This window comes from Vibrio sp. V03_P4A6T147 (genome assembly GCF_002241085.1).
In the GTDB taxonomy this organism is placed as follows: domain Bacteria; phylum Pseudomonadota; class Gammaproteobacteria; order Enterobacterales; family Vibrionaceae; genus Vibrio; species Vibrio anguillarum.
The window spans coordinates 1-19,670 of record NZ_NDIO01000115.1; the positions used below are offsets into that span (position 1 = coordinate 1).

The following is a 19,670-nucleotide window of genomic DNA, read 5'->3' on the forward strand; positions in this document are numbered from 1 at the left end:
ATTTTCAGCGGTAGAGAGAAATATGTCAGAAAAATACACCAACCCTTTTGATGAATCTAAGCATCAATTTTTAGTGCTGATCAATTCGCATAATCAATACAGTTTATGGCCAGAATTCAAAGCCATTCCCGCTGGTTGGCAAGCCATCCTTGGACCGAGGTCAAAACAAGAGTGTTGCAACTACATCGAAGCTCAGTGGTTAGATATTCGAGCTTAAACCAAACGAGTTTTGACTCCTGCAATAGCGGCGCTGTTCATTCATGCTTGTTAAGCGGGGTAACAAAAAGGGACATAGGCAATGACTTTTGTTAGGAATAAAGAGATGTACAACTCATCAGTGCAAGAGGATCAGTGGCCTCTTATCGGTACACAGCAAGGTATTTGGTTTGCCGAGCAGATGATGCCCAATCCAGAGCAATTTAATGTTGCCCACTACGTGGTGATTCAAGGTCAAATCGATATTGAGTTATTTTCAAACGCGGTAGCCATCGGCTTGCAAGGCGTTGATTCCCTTCACTGCCATTATTTAGAGAGCGATGGCAGCGTGAGGCAGCAGTTTTATCCAGCGGATGAAGAAGGGCAGTGGCTTGAAATCCTCGACTTTTCACAAGCCGCCTTGCCAGAAGAGTCGGCTCGGGAGTGGATGAAGCACGATCTTACGCAGCGGTTGGACATTTCATCAAGAAAGAGGCGTTTCCGACACTGTTTAATTGATGTTGGTTCAAGCAATGCACCGCAATGGTTTTGGTATCAACGTTACCATCATATTGATGTGGATGGATTCAGCGTGAACGCCATCAGTCAATACATCTGCCAACTTTATAACCATTGGCGGATTGGCGCTGCGAAACTTCAAGAGTTCAGCGCTTTTAGTGATGTAATTCAGGAATATCAGCAATTTTTAGACTCAGCAGCGCGCCAGCAGGCGTACGACTTTTGGCAAACGCAAGCGGCTCATTTACCCAATGTTATTTCGCTCACCACAGGTAGTGCAGCCAATACATCCTCGAGCACGATCACTCACACCGTGCCATTAATCGGTGGAGAGTGGTTAACTCGCTATAGTCCACAGTTGTTACCCGCCGAGCTTGCGATGGCGATGGTATTTGCTTATCTCCATTTACATTCTGGGCAAGAGCAAGTGTGTGTTGGTGTCCCCTTTATGCGCCGAATGGGCAATGCCGCCACTTGTGCCGCTGGTGCTGTAGTGAATGTACTGCCGGTGGCGCTGTCACTTCATCCACAAATGAGCATTATTGATGTGGCGCGAGAGATGAATAAAACCATCCGCCAAGTTCGTCGCCACCAGATGTATGACGCTGAGCAGATCCAACGCGATCTGGGATTAGTAGGCCAGCCGCTCTATGGCCCGATACTCAACTTTAAACCCTTTGAAGCTGCACTGAATTTATCTGGCGTAGTGACTGAGACACATATCCTCTCGGCAGGTCCGATTGATGAGATTGAATTTTCGCCAGTGCTCGATGGTCAGACACTGAGTATTAATATCACGGCCAACAGCACCAAATATAGCCAAGAGTCATTAGAACTTCATGCCGCTCGTTTCGTTGCGATGGTAGAGCAGATTGCCAACCATCCAACACAGCCACTTGATTTGGTAGAGTTAATCCCGCCGAGCGAGAAGCAGCAGATTGCTTTGTGGTCGGTGGGGCTACAACATGAACATGAAACAGAGCAAACTGTGCTGGATGTGTGGCAGCAGACTGTTGAGAGCAAGCCAAACGAAGATGCCTTGGTTTTTAAACAGCAGCGTTGGACATTTGATGCCTTCAATCACCTTATTGAAACTCGAGCGGATCAACTGATTACCGCAGGCTTGCGCCAAGGCGATATTGCCGGTGTCGCGTTACGACGTGGGCCTGAAAGCGTCGTGACTATGCTAGCTATTTTGCGAGTGGGTGCGATTTACCTGCCTATCGATCTTGATTATCCCATAGAACGTATTGAATCGATTGTTGAACAAGCACGCCCTTGGTGCTTAGTTGTGGAGGATGAGCAAAACATGGCTTATTCATCGATAAGCTACGTCCCTAGGTTTATTGCTCTTCCTGAATTGGCTCGCATTCACACAGCACCACAACCCAAACCTACGATCAGTCACAGCGACGTGGCTTATATCATCTTTACTTCAGGTTCGACTGGTCACCCGAAAGGGGTCATGAACACACATGGAGCGCTGTTGAATTTACTGCGCTCTCATCAAGGTTCGATTTTTTCTGCGGCTATCAGAAAACTGGCGACACGTCGTCAGTTACCAGAACAAGCTATTACTGTTCGTGCAGCGCATACGACGTCATTCTCCTTCGATGCTTCTTGGGAGCAAGTACTCTGGATGTTGTCTGGCCATACTATGTATTTGTATGACGATGAACAACGGAAAGACGCCTACGAACTGGTTCAGTGTGTTGCTGAAGATAATATCGATGCTCTTGATTTACCGCCTTTACTGTTTGATCAAATGCTCGATAGTGGATTAATGACGAACGATCACGTGCCGACGTTAGTTTTGATTGGTAGTGAAGCCATACCACAAAAGCTTTGGTCACGTGTGAGTGAGTTTCCCGAACTGCTGGTGGAAAACTTTTATGGACCAACAGAATTTACGGTTGATGCGATCAGCGCTTCGCTTGATGCAGATGCATCGCCTGTCATTGGTCGACCAATTGCCGGTGCTTGTGTTTACGTGCTTGATGAAAATTTAGAGCCTGTCGCTATTGGTGAGGTGGGTGAGCTTTATTTATCGGGTGCGGGGTTAGCAAAGGGCTACCTCAACCAGCCAAGTATGACAGCAGAACGTTTTGTGGCGAACCCCTTTGCGTATGGCAAGATAATGTACCGCACTGGTGATTTGGTGAAGTGGCGAGACAATGGGTTACTGGATTTTGTTGGCCGGTGTGATCACCAAATCAAAATTCGCGGTTTTCGTATTGAATTGGGCGATGTAGAAAGTGCTATTAATGCGATTGATGGTGTTAATACGACGGTAGTCGTAGCAGAGCCTGTTGGCGATACTCATCGTTTATTGGCTTACTGTACTTTAGAGAAAGGGACTCAGGGTGAGTCAGTTCAACCCGCGTTCACAGAGCAAAGACTGCAAAGTCTTATCGCACAGGCGCTGCCTGACTATATGCAGCCAACCAATGTGATGATCTTGGATGCTTTCTCTTTGAATGTGAATGGGAAAATCGATAGAAAAGCGCTCCCTAAGTACTCGGCAGGCACGCGTAGCGAACGCGTGGTCCCAATAACCCAACCAGAGCAGCTGTTATGTGATGCGATCACCGAGCTACTCGGTGTCAGTGACGTAGGAATGTCAGATGACTTCTTTAACCTAGGCGGGGACAGTATTTCGGCAATGAGCCTTGGGACGCGATTGCGAAAGGCGGGCTATGATCTACGACCCAAAGCTATTTTTGCAGCCCGTCAACTGGGTATGATGGCGAGCCAAATGGTGCCACTACAGCAGCAACAGCGCGAGAAACAAGAAGGCATTATTCGGCCCCTACCTATGTGGCAATGGTTTGAGGAGACATTTTCTAATACAACCAGTTATGTGCAAAGTGTGCTTGTTGAGGTGGAAAGCGAAACCCAATTAGCGCACTTGCAAGCCAGTTTAGTGCAACTGGTCGCCAACCATTCCGTGTGTCGCTTGGTCCAAAAAGAGCAGCAATACCATATTGAGGCGCTGCAAAATCTTGATGTAAAAAACTGGGTTGAATCGGTTTCGGTTGAGAGGCTAGATGGCCCCGTGTTGGACAGTCTGTTTAGCCAGCGCAGTCAGTCGATGTCAATATCATCGGGTCAGCTATTACGCTTGATGATGATAACGGAGCGCAGTGGGCGTAAAAGTCTCATGATCCTTGCTCACCATTTCCTTATCGATGGTGTCTCTTGGCGAATATTGCTTCCGCAGTTGCAGGCATTAACTCAAGCACAAGTCACAGGTGAAGTAGCGGTGATTTCTGAGGAGGTTACCGGTATCCATTGTTGGTCAAAAGCGCTGTATCAACATTTAGCGGTCGCTGCTGCGCAAATGCCATTTTGGCGAGCGCAGGCACAGCGTGCTGTTGCTCCCATCAAGGATCCTGTCGATAAAATACGCATGACGCATTGGCGTACGCCACTCTCTCATGCCGTTACGCAGCCGTTATTGGAATTACCCACACACCAGACGAATCTCGATATTGAAGAGATGCTATTAGCCGCGGTCACGGGGGCGATCGCAAGACTTTATGGGTGTGAAGAGATTAAAGTGAACGTCGAATCTCATGGCCGTGAAGAGTGTAAAGAGGGGATCGATCTCAATCAAACCCTAGGGTGGTTTACCACCGAATATCCGTTGATCATTAGCGTGCCAAAGCAGGGTGATTACCGAGAGCGGTTACGTGAAGTGAAGCAAAGTAAGCGCAGTGTGAAAGATAAAGGGCTAGGTTATATGGTGCTGCGCTATCTTGATAATCCGTATCGAGATGAGTTACGCACGTTGGCGAATACACGCCAACCGTCATTGCTGTTTAATTACCTTGGCCGTTTCCAAAGCAGCGATGGTCAGTGGTCACCACAGCAATATAGTGGGCAGTTTGCCGATACATTTGCCGTCACCTTAAACAGTGAACGTGCTTTGCAGCATCCCTTAGAGCTAAATATTTTCGTCGAAGAATCGGCAACGCCGCGATTGGTGCTCAACTGGTCTTGGAATGCTCATCTGTTCAGCCAACAGGAAATGGTGTCGCTGAGCCAACAGATTGAAAGTGAGCTGCTCAAAATACAGCAAGCGCTACAAGTTGGCGATAGTGCTGAGTTGGACCTCTCTGTACCTGCTGACTATACCGAGCCGGGAATCACACTGCGACAAGCGAGCCTATTGCAACACCACTATGGCAAGTTAGCGGATGTACTGCCAGCATTGCCTTTGCAAGAAGGATTACTGTTCCAATCTCAATTAGGGGATAAAAATAGCAGTTATAACTCCACCACGCGTCTTATTTTCCAAGGTCAACTGTCTGAACATCGCGTGAGCGAAGCGCTTAATGCGGTGATTAGGCGTCATCCGCAGTTGCTCGCTCGATTTGATAGTTCGATATTGGGGCGCACCGTACAGGTGATGACGCAGGTTAACCCAAGCTGGCCACTGACACGTTATGACATAACAAATATGAGTGGTGATGAGCAAAGCGCGTTGATTGATCAGTTAGAGAAGCAAGAGCTAAGCCGCCAGTTTGACCTTAACGATCCTACCCACAGCCTGTTGCAGGCCCAGTTGATTTTTCATGGTGATCAGCAAAGCACACTGCTCCTTTCAGCACATCATCTGGTGGTCGATGGCTGGTCAACGCCGATTTTATTGAATGATTTTCTTAGTGCATACGCCCAAGGGGTCTCGAACTTACCTCCGGTAACCGTCGGCTATGCTCATGTTGTGAGCCAGCTAACGCAGCGTGATAAAACCGTTGCGACCGAGCTTTGGCGCAAAGTATTAGCTGATGTCCAGCCGTGTATGGCTTTTGATGATATTCCACTTAGCGAGGAAGTTAACGAGCATCAGTTATGGCTATCAAAGCATAAAACGGATCAGTTAAATCAGTGTTTACGACATCATGGCTTAACCATGAGCACCTTAATGCAAGGCCTTTGGGCGAGTATTCTCGCCAGCATGACGGGCCGTGAAGAGGTGGTTTTTGGTACGCCAATCTCTGGTCGGTTCAGCCGTATTGCCGGTATTGATGAACAGATAGGGTTATTCAGTAATACCGTGCCTGTCCGTGTGACACTGCAACCTCACCTTAGTTTGAGTGAACAATTAAAAGCGCACCAAGCGATCCAGATCCAATTACTGGAGCACGATGAACTTGGCTTGGGTGAGATCCAGCAACTGGTGGGCGGAAAAACACTCTTTGATACTTTGCTGGTGGTCGAAAACTATCCAGATCATAGCCGTTGGTACCAGCAAGACTTTAGCGGCGCGAAATTAATGGCTATCCACAATCGTGGCTATACCCATTATCCATTAACCATTCTCGTCTTACCGGGAGAGCAACTGCATATCCTGTTTGAATATCGAGACCGAGTCGGCGTAGCAAAACAGATCGTACAACGATTTGAGCAAATGCTGGATGAGTTTATGGTTTCGAGTGACAAGCCTTTCGCTGAATGGGATCTGCGGTTAAGTGGCGAAATTGAATTGCAGCAACGCGTCAACCAGACCAAAACCGCCGTTGAACGCACGACACTGCGTGATTTGATGATCACGCAGCAACAACGTTCTCCACATCAGTTGGCTTTAATTGATAGTGAGCACCGTTTTACCTATCAAGCACTGGCTGAGCAGGTGGCCGCTATTGCCGATTTGCTGCTTCAGCAAGGTGTTAAGGCGGGGGATATTGTTGCTGTTGCCTTGCCACGCAGCGCAACCTTGAGCTTGGCGATCTACAGTATTATTGAATGCGGTGCGGCTTATTTACCGTTGGATGTTGGTTATCCAGATGAGCGCTTGGCCTACATGATCAATGATGCTAAGCCTGCGCTGATCATCACTTGCTCTTCATTCACCTCACGTTTTGAAGGTTTAGCGACACTATTGTTGTTGGATAAGTTACCAGCCCCCGTGCGCGCAGAGCGGCAGAACCGCGCAGATGGGCTTACCCCCTCAAATGCGGCCTACTTGCTTTACACTTCAGGTTCAACGGGTAACCCAAAAGGGGTGTTGGTTTCTCATCAAGCGATTGTCAACCGATTGAAGTGGATGCAGCACCAATATCCTTTGAGCTCTGATGATGTGGTATTGCAAAAAACGCCGTGCAGTTTTGATGTCTCCGTGTGGGAGTTTTTCTGGCCCTTACAGGAAGGGGCGAGCTTAGTGATGGCTCCGATTGAAGCGCATAAAGACCCTGAATGGTTATTGCAAATAATTGACGATTATCACGTGACCACGATGCACTTTGTACCTTCAATGCTGGCAGCTTTCATGGCCTCAATTGAAGCGAATCAGCCAACGGGTTTCAACGTAGCACCAAGCCTCAAGCAAGTATTTTGCTCAGGTGAAGCGCTTGCGAAAGAGCTCTGCCATCAGTACGCACGTAGAATTAATGCACCGCTGCATAACTTGTACGGCCCGACGGAAGCGGCGGTTGACGTGACTTATTATCCAGCTTACGGCGAGGCATTAAACGCAAGCGTTGGCCGTAGTGCACCGATTGGTTTACCGGTATGGAACACCCAAGTTTATGTGCTCGATAGCTTTTTAAGAGCTGTACCAATCGGTGTGCCGGGCGAGCTCTATCTTGCTGGCGAGCAATTAGCCATCGGTTACTTTAATCGCAGTGCGTTAACGGCGGATCGGTTTATCGCCAATCCGTTTACTTGTGGCGAGCGAATGTACCGCACTGGTGATGTCGTACGTTGGTTAGCGTGTGGCTCGATTGAGTATTTAGGACGCAGTGATGATCAGATAAAAATTCGCGGGCAGCGTGTGGAACTGGGTGAAATTGAAAGCGCATTACAGGCACTTCCTGCGGTAAAACAAGCGGTGGTCTGTGCTCAGACGCTCTCTACTCATTCAGGTATGTTAGGCGCTGATGAACGGCAAATTATCGGTTACGTCATCGCGCATGATATGAGCGTAACGAATGGCGAGAAGCTACGCGCTGAACTTTCCGAACATTTACCAGCCCATATGGTTCCGGCGGCTATCGTGTTACTGGATCACTATCCGCTTAGCGCCAACGGTAAGCTAGATAAAAAAGCATTACCGCGGCCAAATGACCTCGCAGTACGGGTAGGGCGCAAGGCTCATCCGGGCCTTGAAACACAATTGGTGACGCTATTTTCTCAAGTATTGGCTGTCGAAACACTGTTTGCTGATGATGATTTCTTTACGCTCGGCGGGCATTCACTGCTGGCGATGAAATTAGCGGCAGATATTCGAAGAGCGCTAAACCTACCTGTCACAGTTGGTCAAATCATGGTCAATCCTACGGTGGAGAAACTGGCGAGTTTGTTGCTGGATGACGATGCTTTTAACGACCCTACCTTAGCTGGTTTTGGCGAAGTGCTGCCTATCCGTGCCGGAAGTGGCCCAGCACTTTTTTGTGTCAACTCTGCTTCTGGCTTTGCTTGGCAATACACAGGGCTACCTAAATATCTGACAGGACATTATCCCATTTATGGTTTGCAATCACCTCGGCCCGGCGGAGCGATGGCGGCCAGTGAAACGATGGAAGAAGTGTGTGATCGTTTATTACCCGTCTTAAGAGAGATACAGCCATTTGGACCTTACCATCTATTAGGCTATTCATTTGGCGGGATTGTGGCACAAAAATTGGCCGCGAAGCTTCAACAGCAGGGTGAAGAGGTGCACTTTTTAGGGTTATTGGATACCTATCCACCGGAGGGTCAGAACTGGGATGGCCCGATGGATGAAGAAGAGCAGTACGAAATTGAGCGTGAAAAAGAGCAGTTTCTGGCCATCAATGAGCTAACCGACATTGAATTAGATGAGCAACGTTTGGCGATGTTCAATGAGATTACCGCTAACTATGAAGATGCGGTACGTCTACTTGCACAGGCACAAACGTCTGATTATCAAGGTCCGGCCCACCTTTTTGTGGCGCAACGTACGGTGCCAGATGGTTATGATATTGATGCTCATTGGCAATCTTTTGTCGGCCAGTTGATTAAGCATCAGTTTGATTGTTCACATGAAGATATCTTGGCCCCAGAAAATGTACGCCAGATTGGCGAATGTTTAAATACGCTGCTGGAGTCGAAGGCTGCACTGAAAAAATAACAAAAACCACCATCGACGAAACCAGTGCTTATCAAGGCTGGTTTCGTCTTAATTTTCGCGATGTTTTGAAAGCATTACATTCTGGTTTGAATAGATAATAGTATGAATATAAAGAATATATTTTTAGATTTTAGCCTACTGAAAAACAACCCACATTTCCGAATGGTCTTTATGGCCCGCATGATGTCAGTGCTTGCTCTTGGCATGATGACGGTCGCGGTGCCGATACAGATACATCAAATGACCGGTTCGACCTTGCAGGTAGGTCTTATCATGGCATTGGATGGTATCGGGATGTTTGTTGGCCTGCTGCTAGGAGGCGTACTGGCCGATAAGTACGATCGCCGTCGATTGATTTTGTTCGCACGCGCGACCTGTGGCATTGGGTTTGCTGCATTAGCATTGAATAGCATAGTCGCGCAATCCTCCTTAGCGGCTCTCTATATACTCTCGGTGTGGGATGGTTTTTTTGGCGCTATGGGTATGACGGCCTTGATGGCTGCTTTACCGACCATTGTTGGGCGACAAAAATTACCTGAAGCTGCCGCATTGAGCATGCTAACGGTTCGATTGGGTATGGTTCTCTCACCAGCGATTGGCGGCTTATTGATCACTGTCGGTGATGTCAGTTGGAACTATATTGCGGCTTCTGTTGGAACGCTCTGTACGCTGATCCCACTGTTTAGATTACCTTCGATGAAGCCGCAACATCATACGCCGGAGAATCCATTTCAATCACTGTATGAAGGTGTTCAATTTCTATTTTCAAACAAAGTGGTTGGTTGTGTGGTGCTGTTTGGCACACTCGAAACATTAGCAACCGCGATTAGAGTGATGTTCCCTGCGTTAGCTTTAGTCTCATTTCAGGGTACCGCCGCTAACGCAGGTGTGATGTATTCGGCCATTCCGTTAGGGGCGATGTGTGGCGCATTGACTTCAGGTTGGGTAAAACAGTCGCAAAAGCCAGGAATGGTCTTAATCTACGCGACGTTAGGTTCATTTTTAGCGATTGTGGCTATGGGGCTTGTGAATAATTTTTGGTGGTTTGCTCTCATCTTAGTTGGCTATGGTTATTTGGGTTCGGTCGCTTCTTTGATTCAATATTCGATCGTACAAGGACACACTCCAGATCACTTGTTAGGCCGCGTAAGTAGCTTATGGACGGCGCAAGATGTATCGGGAGACTCGATTGGAGCACTCGGTTTAGGGGCGTTGGGTAAAGTGCTAGCACCAACGATGTCGATCCTCACTTTTGGTTTGGGTGCAACGGGAATTGGTGCGTTGATGGTGATGGCATTTCGCTCATTACGCCAAGCGACTCTGTTTGATCCAGCGCTTATCGTTAATACAAGCTCAGAACCTAACGTCTCCTCAGATGAGGTCACTTCCCAACCTGCGGCGCAAACGATGAATTAGCTATTCGTTTTGTGGTGGGCTCTTGTTGTGTTGCCGTGAGTCGAGAGCGACATGTTGCACATATAATTGAGAATTAATCTCATTAACAATTGATTTTTATGCGTAGACTGCTTTAGTATTAATGAAATGATAATTGTTACCATTTAGGTGGCGGTTGTCGACGAATACGAGCCTCTTATTTCTGAAGTCGTTATTGGCTTTAAGGCATCAGGAACGAGAAAAGCTTCTTTTAACAAGGATTATATTTATGGCGATTCCCAAAATAGCCAGCTACTCCATTCCGTTGGCTGAAACATTTCCGAAAAACAAAGTTCACTGGCATGTCCAAGCCGATAGAGCAGTACTGCTCATTCACGATATGCAAAAGTACTTTATAAACTTTTTTGATCATTCTCAGGCACCCGTTCCTGAGTTATTAGCGAATATTTCAGAGCTGAAATCACTGGCTCGTCAGGCCAATATCCCCGTGGTGTACACAGCTCAACCCCCTAACCAAGACCCAGTAGAGAGAGCGCTACTGACTGATTTTTGGGGAACAGGGCTGACAAAAGATACTGAGATTGTGTCTGAGCTTTCACCTGAAGACGGGGATATCCAATACACCAAATGGCGTTATAGCGCGTTTAAGAAAACGCCGCTGTTGGATTGGATGAAAGAGACACAGCGTGACCAGTTGATCATTGTGGGTGTCTATGCACATATAGGTATCTTATCAACGGCGTTAGATGCCTTTATGTTGGATATACAGCCTTTTGTGGTCGGTGATGCTGTGGCTGACTTCTCTTTGGAAGATCATCATCATACGTTGAAATACATCACAGAGCGTGTTGGCTGCGTGACTTCGCTTGAGGCATTAAAACCACAAATGATCCACAGTCAAGAAACCAGATTATTGAGCCTTGAACAGATGCGTCAGCAAGTGGCTGAGCTATTGGATCTCGATTTAGATGAAGTGGATGTAGATGAGAAGCTCACTTTTCTTGGCTTAGATTCTATCCGCGCGGTTACCTTATTTGAATCATGGCGCAAGATGGGCATAGAGTGCGCCTTTTCAGAGATGATTAAATATTCAACTTTAAGAGAGTGGTGGCATGTGATGGAGCCTAGTGTTGTTGCTCAGTCGTCACATCAAGTCACGGACACGCGTTCTACTGAAGAGCAACCAGTTTGAGTATACCGGACCACTAGAATAGGGAAAGAGAACGCATCGCCCAGCAAAAGCCGATATCGACGATATCGGCTTTTTTATCTTTAAGTTATTTGAGCGCCTGTATTGCCATGATTAGTGAGAGTATTGCGTTCTTAACCATTTTTTGTTGACTTTGCCCACGGGGGTTTTGGGTAATTCATCGACGAAATGGATGTGATCAGGGATCTTAAATTCTGCTAATCCTTGAGCGTGTAAAAATCGTTTGAGAGTAATGGGTTTGAGCGTTTTACCGTTATCTGGAACGACAATGGCGCAACTGCGTTCACCAAGAAACTCATCAGCAATAGCAACCAAAGCCACATCATGAACATCCTGATGTTGAAGTAGCAGGTTTTCAACCTCTTCGGCTGCGATTTTTTCACCACCACGATTGATCTGATCTTTCTCTCGTCCCGTGACGATAATATTGCCCTCAGCCGTCCTACGCACTCTGTCACCTGTGATATAGAAGCCTTGGTCGGTGAATGAGCGTTGGTTATGTTCTGGAGCTTGGTAATAACCTCGAATCGTATAAGGGCCTCTGGTCATGAGCAAGCCTTCCTCACCCACCGCAGCGGGCTCACCCTCATCGTTGATTATCATCACTTCATCATCAGCTGAAATTGGACGTCCTTGAGTAGTAACAATCACGCTGAGTGGGTCATCAAGTCGTGTGTAATTAACCAACCCTTCAGCCATTCCAAACACTTGCTGTAATTGACAGTGAAGAGTCGTCGGTAAGCGCATTGCTGCGGCTTCACTAAACTTCGCTCCGCCGACTTGTACCAGAGTGAGGCTCGCGATGTTTTCTGTAGCGGACTCGGCGTATTTCATCCACAGTAGCGCTAACGGTGGCACTAGCGCTGCGACAGTAATGTGGTGTTTCTCAATTAAACGGAAAGCGGTGTGCGGTGTGGTATCGGAAGCGAGCACGACACAACCGCCAGCGTAAAAGACGCCCAATGCGCCGGGCGAGCTGAGTGGAAAGTTATGCGCAACGGGAAGAACACACAAATACCTCGTGTGTGGATCAAACTGACAAATTTGAATACTACCAAGTACGCTATAAGCGTAGTCATTGTGCGTTCGAGGGATCAATTTGGGAGTGCCAGTTGTTCCGCCGGAAAGCTGGAAAAAAGCCACTTGATCAGCAAAGACCGAATGAGTAACAGGATCGTCTCCCACGCAGTGGTAAAGCGTATCTAATTCCTGAATTTGCTCGTGTGAGGATTGACCGCAAACAATGGTATGCAAGAGAGAAGGGCAACTACTTCGTAGTTTCTGCGCGGTTTGCTGCGCGTCAAAGCCCACGATATCGTCTGAAAAAATATAGGCTTTGGCGTGAGTATGTTGGCAAAAATAGCTCAGCTCTAGATAGCGGTGTGCTGGCAGAGCTAGAACCGGTTTAATGCCTCGCATGGTCAAGGCAAAAAAGCAGAGATAGAATTCAGCACGATTGGCCATTTGTAGTACGACATTATCACCCCGCTGCAAACCTAGGGAGCTCAAGCCAGCCGCAAGGCTTATCATTTTCTGATATAAATTTTGATAGCTGTACTGGCCGAAATCATCAATCAGTGCGATGGCGTCAGGGTTTTTTTTGACGGAATCACTGAAGTAATCAAATAAGGTTCTTTGTTGCCAGTAGCCTTGTTCACGATAGCGCTGGCTGAACTGCTCTGGCCAAGGGGTAAAATCGGTCGGGTTAAGATTATTCATGACCACTCCTTAGGCGGTAAGTAATTCATCAATTTCAATACCAGCGGCTTTCAAAATGGTGCTCATTTTTGCCCCTGTTTCATCGAGTTCACTCTGCGGTGAGGATTCATTCACTATGCCAGCTCCAGCGAACACGCTCATCTCGTTTTGGCTCACTTCAGCGCAGCGTATCGTGACAACCCACTCGCCATTTCCCCGAGCGTCGCACCAACCGATCATGCCAGTGAAGTAGCCGCGGTCGAAAGTTTCGATCTGCTTAATCGCTTGGTAAGCCGATAATCTTGGATAACCACACACTGCGGGTGTTGGGTGTAACTCTGCTGCAATGCGTAGCGAGTTAATCATCGGATCATCGGCTTGTCCTTCAAGCACTGTTGATAAATGCAGCATCGTTTCGGTTTCAATCACTGATGGAACCATAGGGGTAAATAAGTTATGGCAGTAGCGGCTGAGTACTTTCTCGACTTCCTCGACGACGAAGGCATGTTCATTCAGATCTTTTTGCGTATCAAGTAATGAAGCGGAGCGCTGTTGGTTTTGCACCGCGTTGTTTGATTTAGGCCGCGAGCCCGCTAGGGGGTTAGAAACGATAAACCCGCCTTTTTTCGCCAACAACAACTCGGGACTGGCTCCCATTAACTTGGCGTTAGGGCCAATTTCAGTAGAAAAAGTGTAGCCATTGCGATTGATGGACAACAGATTACGCAATAAACGAGTTTGATCGATGTGTTGCGGAGTCGAGAGTTTCACTAAACGTGATAGCACCACTTTTGATAGTTCGGTGGTATTAAACAGCTCAAGTAAGGTTGTGACTCCTTGTTTGTAGTCGTTGCCTGTTGGCGGTGAAACAATGGTCGCTTTGTGGCTCTGCTGCCCTTCTTTTTCACTGGCCCGTGGGCTACCAGAAACATAGAGCTTTTCTGGAATAAAGAAACGCGTCGCCGTCTCTTCATTAAAAGGAATTGTCGCAAATAAAATAGGATTGTCGTACTCATCTGTTTTTGCTGCTTCTAGCATCTTTGTTGCTTGATCCGCCAGCTTACAGAATGGGATCGCTTGATTGAACTGATGAGCAATTCCCACGCCAAGCATGGTGTTGTGAGGCGAAGCAAAAAAGAAGGGAGATTCTTTTAAGTGCTCATCCAATAGCTGATTAGCCATTTTTGAAAACCCAATAACTTCACGTTTCATCACCAAAACTCCATTAATAACGTGTTACGCCTAATTGCTTATTATTTTACAAACCACTAAAGTACGCAGATTATATATGATAATAATTATCAATAACAAATGATAATTAATGTTATTAACTGAGGCTGAGATTCAGTTATGGCTATGGTTTAGTGTGGATTTAACGGAGTAAAGTTAGGAAAATGATGAAATTAGACGAAACGGTTTTATTGACTGGAGCCGGACAGGGGATTGGTTATGCCGTGTTGGAATCTTTACTGGCGAGCGGTTATCGAGTTGTAGCGACGGATAGAAATCACCACCAATTAACTCAGCAATTAGCGAGTTTGAACGAGCGCTATACCGAGCAGCTTCATTGCTATGAGCTTGATTTACAGCATCATGATGACGTCAAAAAAAGGGTACAAGAACTGAATGAGCGCTATCAGTTTGATCATTTCATCAGCTGCGCGGGCATATTGCACCTTGGTTCAATCACCGAATTATCGATGTCAGAGATCAAAGCGATGTTTGATGTCAATACGTTTGGCACCTTAGCCGCTTTGCAAGGTGTAGCGATAGGAATGAAAGTGCGCCAGCGTGGCAATGTTATTGTGATTGGCTCTAATTCAGCGAATACGCCTCGGCTCAATATTGGAGCATATGCGGCATCTAAATCGGCTTTGCATATGTTGGTCAAGTGCGCAGCTCTTGAGCTTGCAAACGATGGAATTCGATGCAATATCGTTAGCCCAGGTTCAACACGCACCGAAATGCAAACGCAGTTATGGAACAGCGAATATGGTGAAAGAGAAGTGATAAAAGGTAATCTTGAACAGTACCGTTTGGGGATACCCCTTGGCAAAATGGCGGAGCCCGAAGACATTGCTGGGGTTGTTATGTTTTTGATGTCGAATGCAGCAAGTCAAATCACCATGCATGATTTGAGAGTGGATGGCGGCGCTACACTCGATAATTAAGTGAAGGCCACTGACGATAGGCAAGGTGAAGCAAACAGGAGCTTCACCTTAGTGGTGGTTTACACTGGAGCGTGACAATATTGCTGCTGTTGAAGTGTTGCGACCGCATCATCGAGCGTATTTAAAAAGCACATTGTATCCTCCCAACTTAAGCACTCATCAGTGATGGATTGGCCGTAGCAGAGCGGACCTTTATTCAAAGCTTGGTTACCGCCTTGCAAAAAGCTTTCGCACATTACCCCCGCAATGCGGCGCTCTCCAGACAGCAGTTGCTGGGCAATGTTATTTATTACATCCAATTGATTGTTAGCGATTTTCCCACTATTGCCGTGGCTGCAGTCAATCACTAGCCTACTGCTGAGCTGGCTATGGTGTAATTGATAAGCCGCACTTTTAACACTGTGACTTGCATAGTTTGGCGTGACACCACCACGTAAAATGATATGGCAATATGGATTACCTTGAGTTTGCACCGCAACCGGTTGCCCATTCTCACCCGCCATAATCAACAGATGTGAATCGTTAGCGGCATGAATCGCATCGATTGCAATGGTCGTATTGCCGTCAGTACCATTTTTAAAACCAATAGGGCAGTGCAATGCTGACGCGAGTTGGCGATGCGGTTGTGATTCTGTGGTTCTTGCGCCAACCGCACCCCAACAAATAAGGTCCGCGATATACGGTGCGATATGCGTATCTAAAAACTCAGTTGCTGTTGGTACACCCAGCGCTAAGACTGACTTGAGTAATTCACGGCTAGAGCTTAGCCCTTTGAGTAAGTTAAATTGACCGTTGAGATCAGGGTCAACCATGTATCCTTTCCAGCCAGTCCGCGTTCTCGGTTTTTCAAAATAAGTTCTCATCACCAACTTGAGAGTGCTGCTGAACTGTTTTTGTGCCTTTGCGAGTCGTTGTGCATAGTCAATTGCAGCCTCAGGGTCGTGGATTGAACATGGCCCAATAATCACCAACATCCTTGAGTCACGACCCGACAAGATATTTTGAATGTCTTGGCGGTGTTGGTGAACGGCCATTGATCGTTGATTATCGGTTTCTGATGATTGGTCTAGAAGGTAGAGATTGGGTAAAGGAGTGATTGATGAAGCGTTCATCACATTATGTAGAGATTTCATGAGCACTATCCGCATAAACATTACGACGTAATGATAATTATTATCATTAATTGTTTTCGATAGTGTGAAACATTTGTACAATTGTCAATATGTAAACAGATTTAAATCAAAATGGGGGAACGCGTTTAAAATGAGCAGGTAGCAATGATCAATCACTATTACGTTTGTGATGATTGTGCTTTTTGGTCTCCTGCCGCAGATCAATACATTAATGCCCACGGTGATTGGTGAGTGTTTGGGGTTACCAATAGAAGATTTTTACCATGGTCGTTTAGTTCAAGAGTACAAGCTGCCCTTATGCTCATATCAAAGGTCTAGATAGTTAGCCGGGCTCAAGAGCATGTTGTAAAGGCTATAAAGTTAGTTTACCCCCGATTGATATAATTGTTCGCTAGAAAACAAGTCAATTTATCGATGAGATTTCCTTGAAACAGATTCATCACCTTAGAGGTAAGTGCTAGCAGTATCACGAAGAGAGAAATAGGCGTTTTTAGAACGGTTCTTTTGTGCTCAGACATCTACTTATTAGCCATGAAAATCGCTTAATTTCAATGGTGTTGTAATTTATATGTCTAGGAGTAAATATGCATAAATTCAAACTATCATTGGCAACAATACTCATTCTTTCATCGTGTTCTGCTTATGCAAATGAGCAAATTAAGAACGGCAAATTTAACGGGAATATGGATGGTTGGTGGAATGCTGGTGCAGATGTAAAAATCAAAAATGGCGAAGCATGTCTTGAGATTAGAAGTCCAGGAGAGAACCCTTGGAATGTGATTTTAGGACAGGGCGGGATTGGGTTGGCAAACAAAGCAGATTATGAAGTTTCATTTGATGCTTATGCAACCGTTGATACTCAAATGAGAACGCTTATTCAGCATGAAGGTCCTCCTTATACCAACTATTTTGTGGATGATACAAAAGTCTCACTGAAGAAGAAGAGCTATAAGTTTAAGTTCAGCCATGATGTTGAAAGCGATGCTAAAACTGAGTTCCAGTTTCAAATGGGCGCCCAGAAAAAGGGAACCGTATGCGTTAGCAATGTTTCAGTCGTCGGTGAGAAATACATTGAAGAGCTGAAGATAAATTCTGTTCGTGCTAACCAAGTCGGTTACCTTCCTCAAGCAGATAAGTTTGTGTTTGTCGCGAATGAATCTAAAGAGCCATTAAAGTGGGTGCTAACAAACAACAGCAATATCAATGTCGATTTAGGTAAAACGGAAGTTTTTGGTCTTAATAAGGCATCAGGCGAGTTTATTCACCGTATTGACCTATCGAACTACAGATCAGATATGAGTGGCTTGAAAGTAAAAGTCGGTGAAGACGAGAGCTTGCCATTTAGCATTAGCAAAGATATCTACAATCAGTTGAAGTACGATGCATTGTCTTACTTCTACCAAAACCGTAGTGGTATTGAGATTGATAAGGCTCTGGTACAGCGTGACGATCTAGCGCGTCCCGGCGGTCATATGAGCGATGTGGTTACCTGTTTTAATAAGACGGACAGCTGGGGTAATAAATGGCCAGGTTGTGATTTTTCTGTCGATGTAACCGGCGGTTGGTATGACGCTGGCGACCATGGTAAGTATACGGTTAACAGCGGTATCTCGACTTGGACTCTTTTGAACCTGTTTGAAAGAGGTAAATGGCTAGATAACGCACCAATTCCTTTTGCAGAAGGGAAAGTGAAAATTCCAGAAGCAGGAAATGGCGTCAATCCTTTGTTGTCAGAGGCTCGTTGGAATATCGAATTTATATTGGCAATGCAGATCCATAGTGACAAACCTGTAGCGGTTCCTGTTGGTGACCAGTCTGAAGACAAAACACTTAAACTGACTAAGATTGACGCAAAAGGGATGGCTTTCCATAAAGTTGCTGATGAAGCTTGGACAGGTATGCCACTGCCACCTCATATGGACACCCAGAAGCGATATGTGGGTTATCCAACCACTGCGGCTACGTTGAACTTGTCAGCAATTGGTGCTCAATGTGCGCGAATTTGGAAAGAGATTGATCCTGCGTTCTCAAAAAACTGTTTGAATGCGGCGCAAGAGGCTTGGGAAGCCGCGAGCAAAAATCCTAATATTCTTGCCTATGATAACTTCACAGGGTCGGGCCCATATGATGATAAAGAGCTTTCAGACGAGTTCTACTGGGCTGCAAGTGAACTTTATATCACCACTGGTGACAGCAAGTACCTTAAAGCACTGAAAGCTTCTCCTCATTATCTAGAGACACCAAAAGGTAACATTGAAGCAGATGGCGAAATGTTCTGGGGGTACGCAGCGCCTTTAGCAACAATAAGCTTGGCCGTTGTGCCTAATGGATTGGGTGATGATCAAATTAAAGTTGCAAGGAAAAACTTAATCGCAACCTCTGATAACTTTGTGGGCCAGATTAATAACGAGGGTTATCATATTCCTTACACGGTAGAAGAGTATCCATGGGGATCGAACTCGAGTTTTGTAAATAGAGCTATCTTCTTAATCTATGCGAATGATTTCACCGGCGATATTAAGTATGTAAAAGCGGCTGCAAATGCGATGGATTACTTACTAGGCGCGAACCCAATGAACCTGTCTTATATTACAGGTTACGGCACCAATGCGGCTAAAAGTCCACATCACCGTTTTTGGGCACATGCTGCGGATGAAAAGTCACCAGCTCCAGCACCTGGCGCACTAGTGGGTGGACCCAACTCAGTGAGTTACAGTGATCCAGTCGCTGCGACATTGAAGGGGCAGTGTGTTGGCCAAACCTGTTATAGAGATAACATTAATGCATGGTCGTTTAATGAGATCACGATTAATTGGAATGCTCCTCTCGTTTGGGTTTCTTCTGCTTTGGATGAAGGGCAATTATATTGATTAACGGGGCACTTTTTTGGGGAAAATATTTATGTACCTAAACTTCTAAGCCAGTACAAGTCAGGAAAAGACGTTAAGAGAATACAATTCCTTGAAATAGCTAGATTTAGATACAAAAAAAGACGTCCTAGGACGTCTTTTTTCTGGAATTTGGCTCCCCCTGCAAGACTTGAACTTGCGACATACGGATTAACAGTCCGCCGTTCTACCGACTGAACTAAGGGGGAATTGCTTTGAGCGGTGCGAATGGTAGCGAGTGGGGTGTTCAGTGTCAACCTTTCCAGCCGAAGAAAAAGTAAAAATATTTCCCTGAAAATACTTTACTTTTCTGTACCCCTTATCGGCATTAGGCTAGGTTTAGTTATCCACCAAAATTGTGGATAAGTG

At 46.1% G+C, this 19,670-nt stretch carries 9 protein-coding genes and 1 tRNA gene; 6 read left to right on the forward strand and 4 right to left on the reverse strand.

Going from position 1 to position 19,670, the window contains the following annotated elements; all coding sequences use genetic code 11:
• The 4 genes from B9J84_RS04490 to B9J84_RS04505 form a co-directional block, all read left to right on the forward strand.
• Positions 1–217, forward strand: a 217-nt coding sequence (locus B9J84_RS04490; RefSeq protein ID WP_404206367.1) for an MbtH family protein, incomplete at its 5' end; no start/stop codon positions are given.
• Between the two features lie 105 nt (positions 218–322).
• Positions 323–8,806 carry a vanchrobactin non-ribosomal peptide synthetase VabF gene (gene vabF / locus B9J84_RS04495; RefSeq protein ID WP_094123628.1) on the forward strand — a complete coding sequence of 2,828 codons (8,484 nt, stop codon included), beginning with the start codon at positions 323–325 and terminating at the stop codon, positions 8,804–8,806.
• Between the two features lie 102 nt (positions 8,807–8,908).
• Positions 8,909–10,222, forward strand: coding sequence for a vanchrobactin export MFS transporter VabS (gene vabS / locus B9J84_RS04500; protein WP_094123629.1), 1,314 nt, complete (start codon positions 8,909–8,911; stop codon positions 10,220–10,222).
• Positions 10,223–10,469: 247 nt separating this feature from the next.
• Positions 10,470–11,393, forward strand: a complete 924-nt coding sequence (locus B9J84_RS04505) for an isochorismatase family protein (protein ID WP_179217517.1) — start codon at positions 10,470–10,472, stop codon at positions 11,391–11,393.
• Positions 11,394–11,504: 111 nt separating this feature from the next.
• Here the strand turns inward: B9J84_RS04505 and vabE are convergent, their stop codons facing one another.
• On the reverse strand, positions 11,505–13,136 hold the full coding sequence (gene vabE / locus B9J84_RS04510; protein WP_094123631.1) for a 2,3-dihydroxybenzoate-AMP ligase VabE: 1,632 nt from the start codon (positions 13,134–13,136) through the stop codon (positions 11,505–11,507).
• A 3-nt stretch (positions 13,137–13,139) separates the two neighbouring features.
• Positions 13,140–14,327, reverse strand: a complete 1,188-nt coding sequence (locus tag B9J84_RS04515; protein ID WP_013857268.1) for an isochorismate synthase — start codon at positions 14,325–14,327, stop codon at positions 13,140–13,142.
• A 176-nt stretch (positions 14,328–14,503) separates the two neighbouring features.
• Here B9J84_RS04515 and B9J84_RS04520 point away from each other — a divergent pair, with 176 nt between their 5' ends.
• Complete coding sequence (locus tag B9J84_RS04520) at positions 14,504–15,280, forward strand: 2,3-dihydro-2,3-dihydroxybenzoate dehydrogenase (protein ID WP_017045627.1); 777 nt, start codon at positions 14,504–14,506, stop codon at positions 15,278–15,280.
• Between the two features lie 59 nt (positions 15,281–15,339).
• On the opposite strand, the gene B9J84_RS04525 is transcribed toward B9J84_RS04520, so the two are convergent.
• The gene (locus B9J84_RS04525) at positions 15,340–16,413 is read right to left on the reverse strand and encodes a 3-deoxy-7-phosphoheptulonate synthase (protein ID WP_094123632.1); all 1,074 of its coding nucleotides are present in this window, start codon (positions 16,411–16,413) and stop codon (positions 15,340–15,342) included.
• Positions 16,414–16,997: 584 nt separating this feature from the next.
• Between B9J84_RS04525 and B9J84_RS04530 the strand changes: the two genes are divergently transcribed.
• Positions 16,998–19,283, forward strand: a complete 2,286-nt coding sequence (locus B9J84_RS04530; protein ID WP_094123633.1) for a glycoside hydrolase family 9 protein — start codon at positions 16,998–17,000, stop codon at positions 19,281–19,283.
• Positions 19,284–19,434: 151 nt separating this feature from the next.
• On the opposite strand, the gene B9J84_RS04535 is transcribed toward B9J84_RS04530, so the two are convergent.
• Positions 19,435–19,510: transfer RNA gene (locus B9J84_RS04535), tRNA-Asn, on the reverse strand.
• Positions 19,511–19,670 lie beyond the last annotated feature (160 nt).

Bases quoted from the DNA above. Each gene is read 5' to 3' on its own strand.
- vabF (WP_094123628.1), top strand. From the start codon at position 323: ATGTACAACTCATCAGTGCAAGAGGATCAGTGGCCTCTTATCGGTACA.
- vabS (WP_094123629.1), top strand. From the start codon at position 8,909: ATGAATATAAAGAATATATTTTTAGATTTTAGCCTACTGAAAAACAAC.
- B9J84_RS04505 (WP_179217517.1), top strand. From the start codon at position 10,470: ATGGCGATTCCCAAAATAGCCAGCTACTCCATTCCGTTGGCTGAAACA.
- B9J84_RS04520 (WP_017045627.1), top strand. From the start codon at position 14,504: ATGATGAAATTAGACGAAACGGTTTTATTGACTGGAGCCGGACAGGGG.
- B9J84_RS04525 (WP_094123632.1), bottom strand. From the start codon at position 16,413: ATGAAATCTCTACATAATGTGATGAACGCTTCATCAATCACTCCTTTA.
- B9J84_RS04530 (WP_094123633.1), top strand. From the start codon at position 16,998: ATGCATAAATTCAAACTATCATTGGCAACAATACTCATTCTTTCATCG.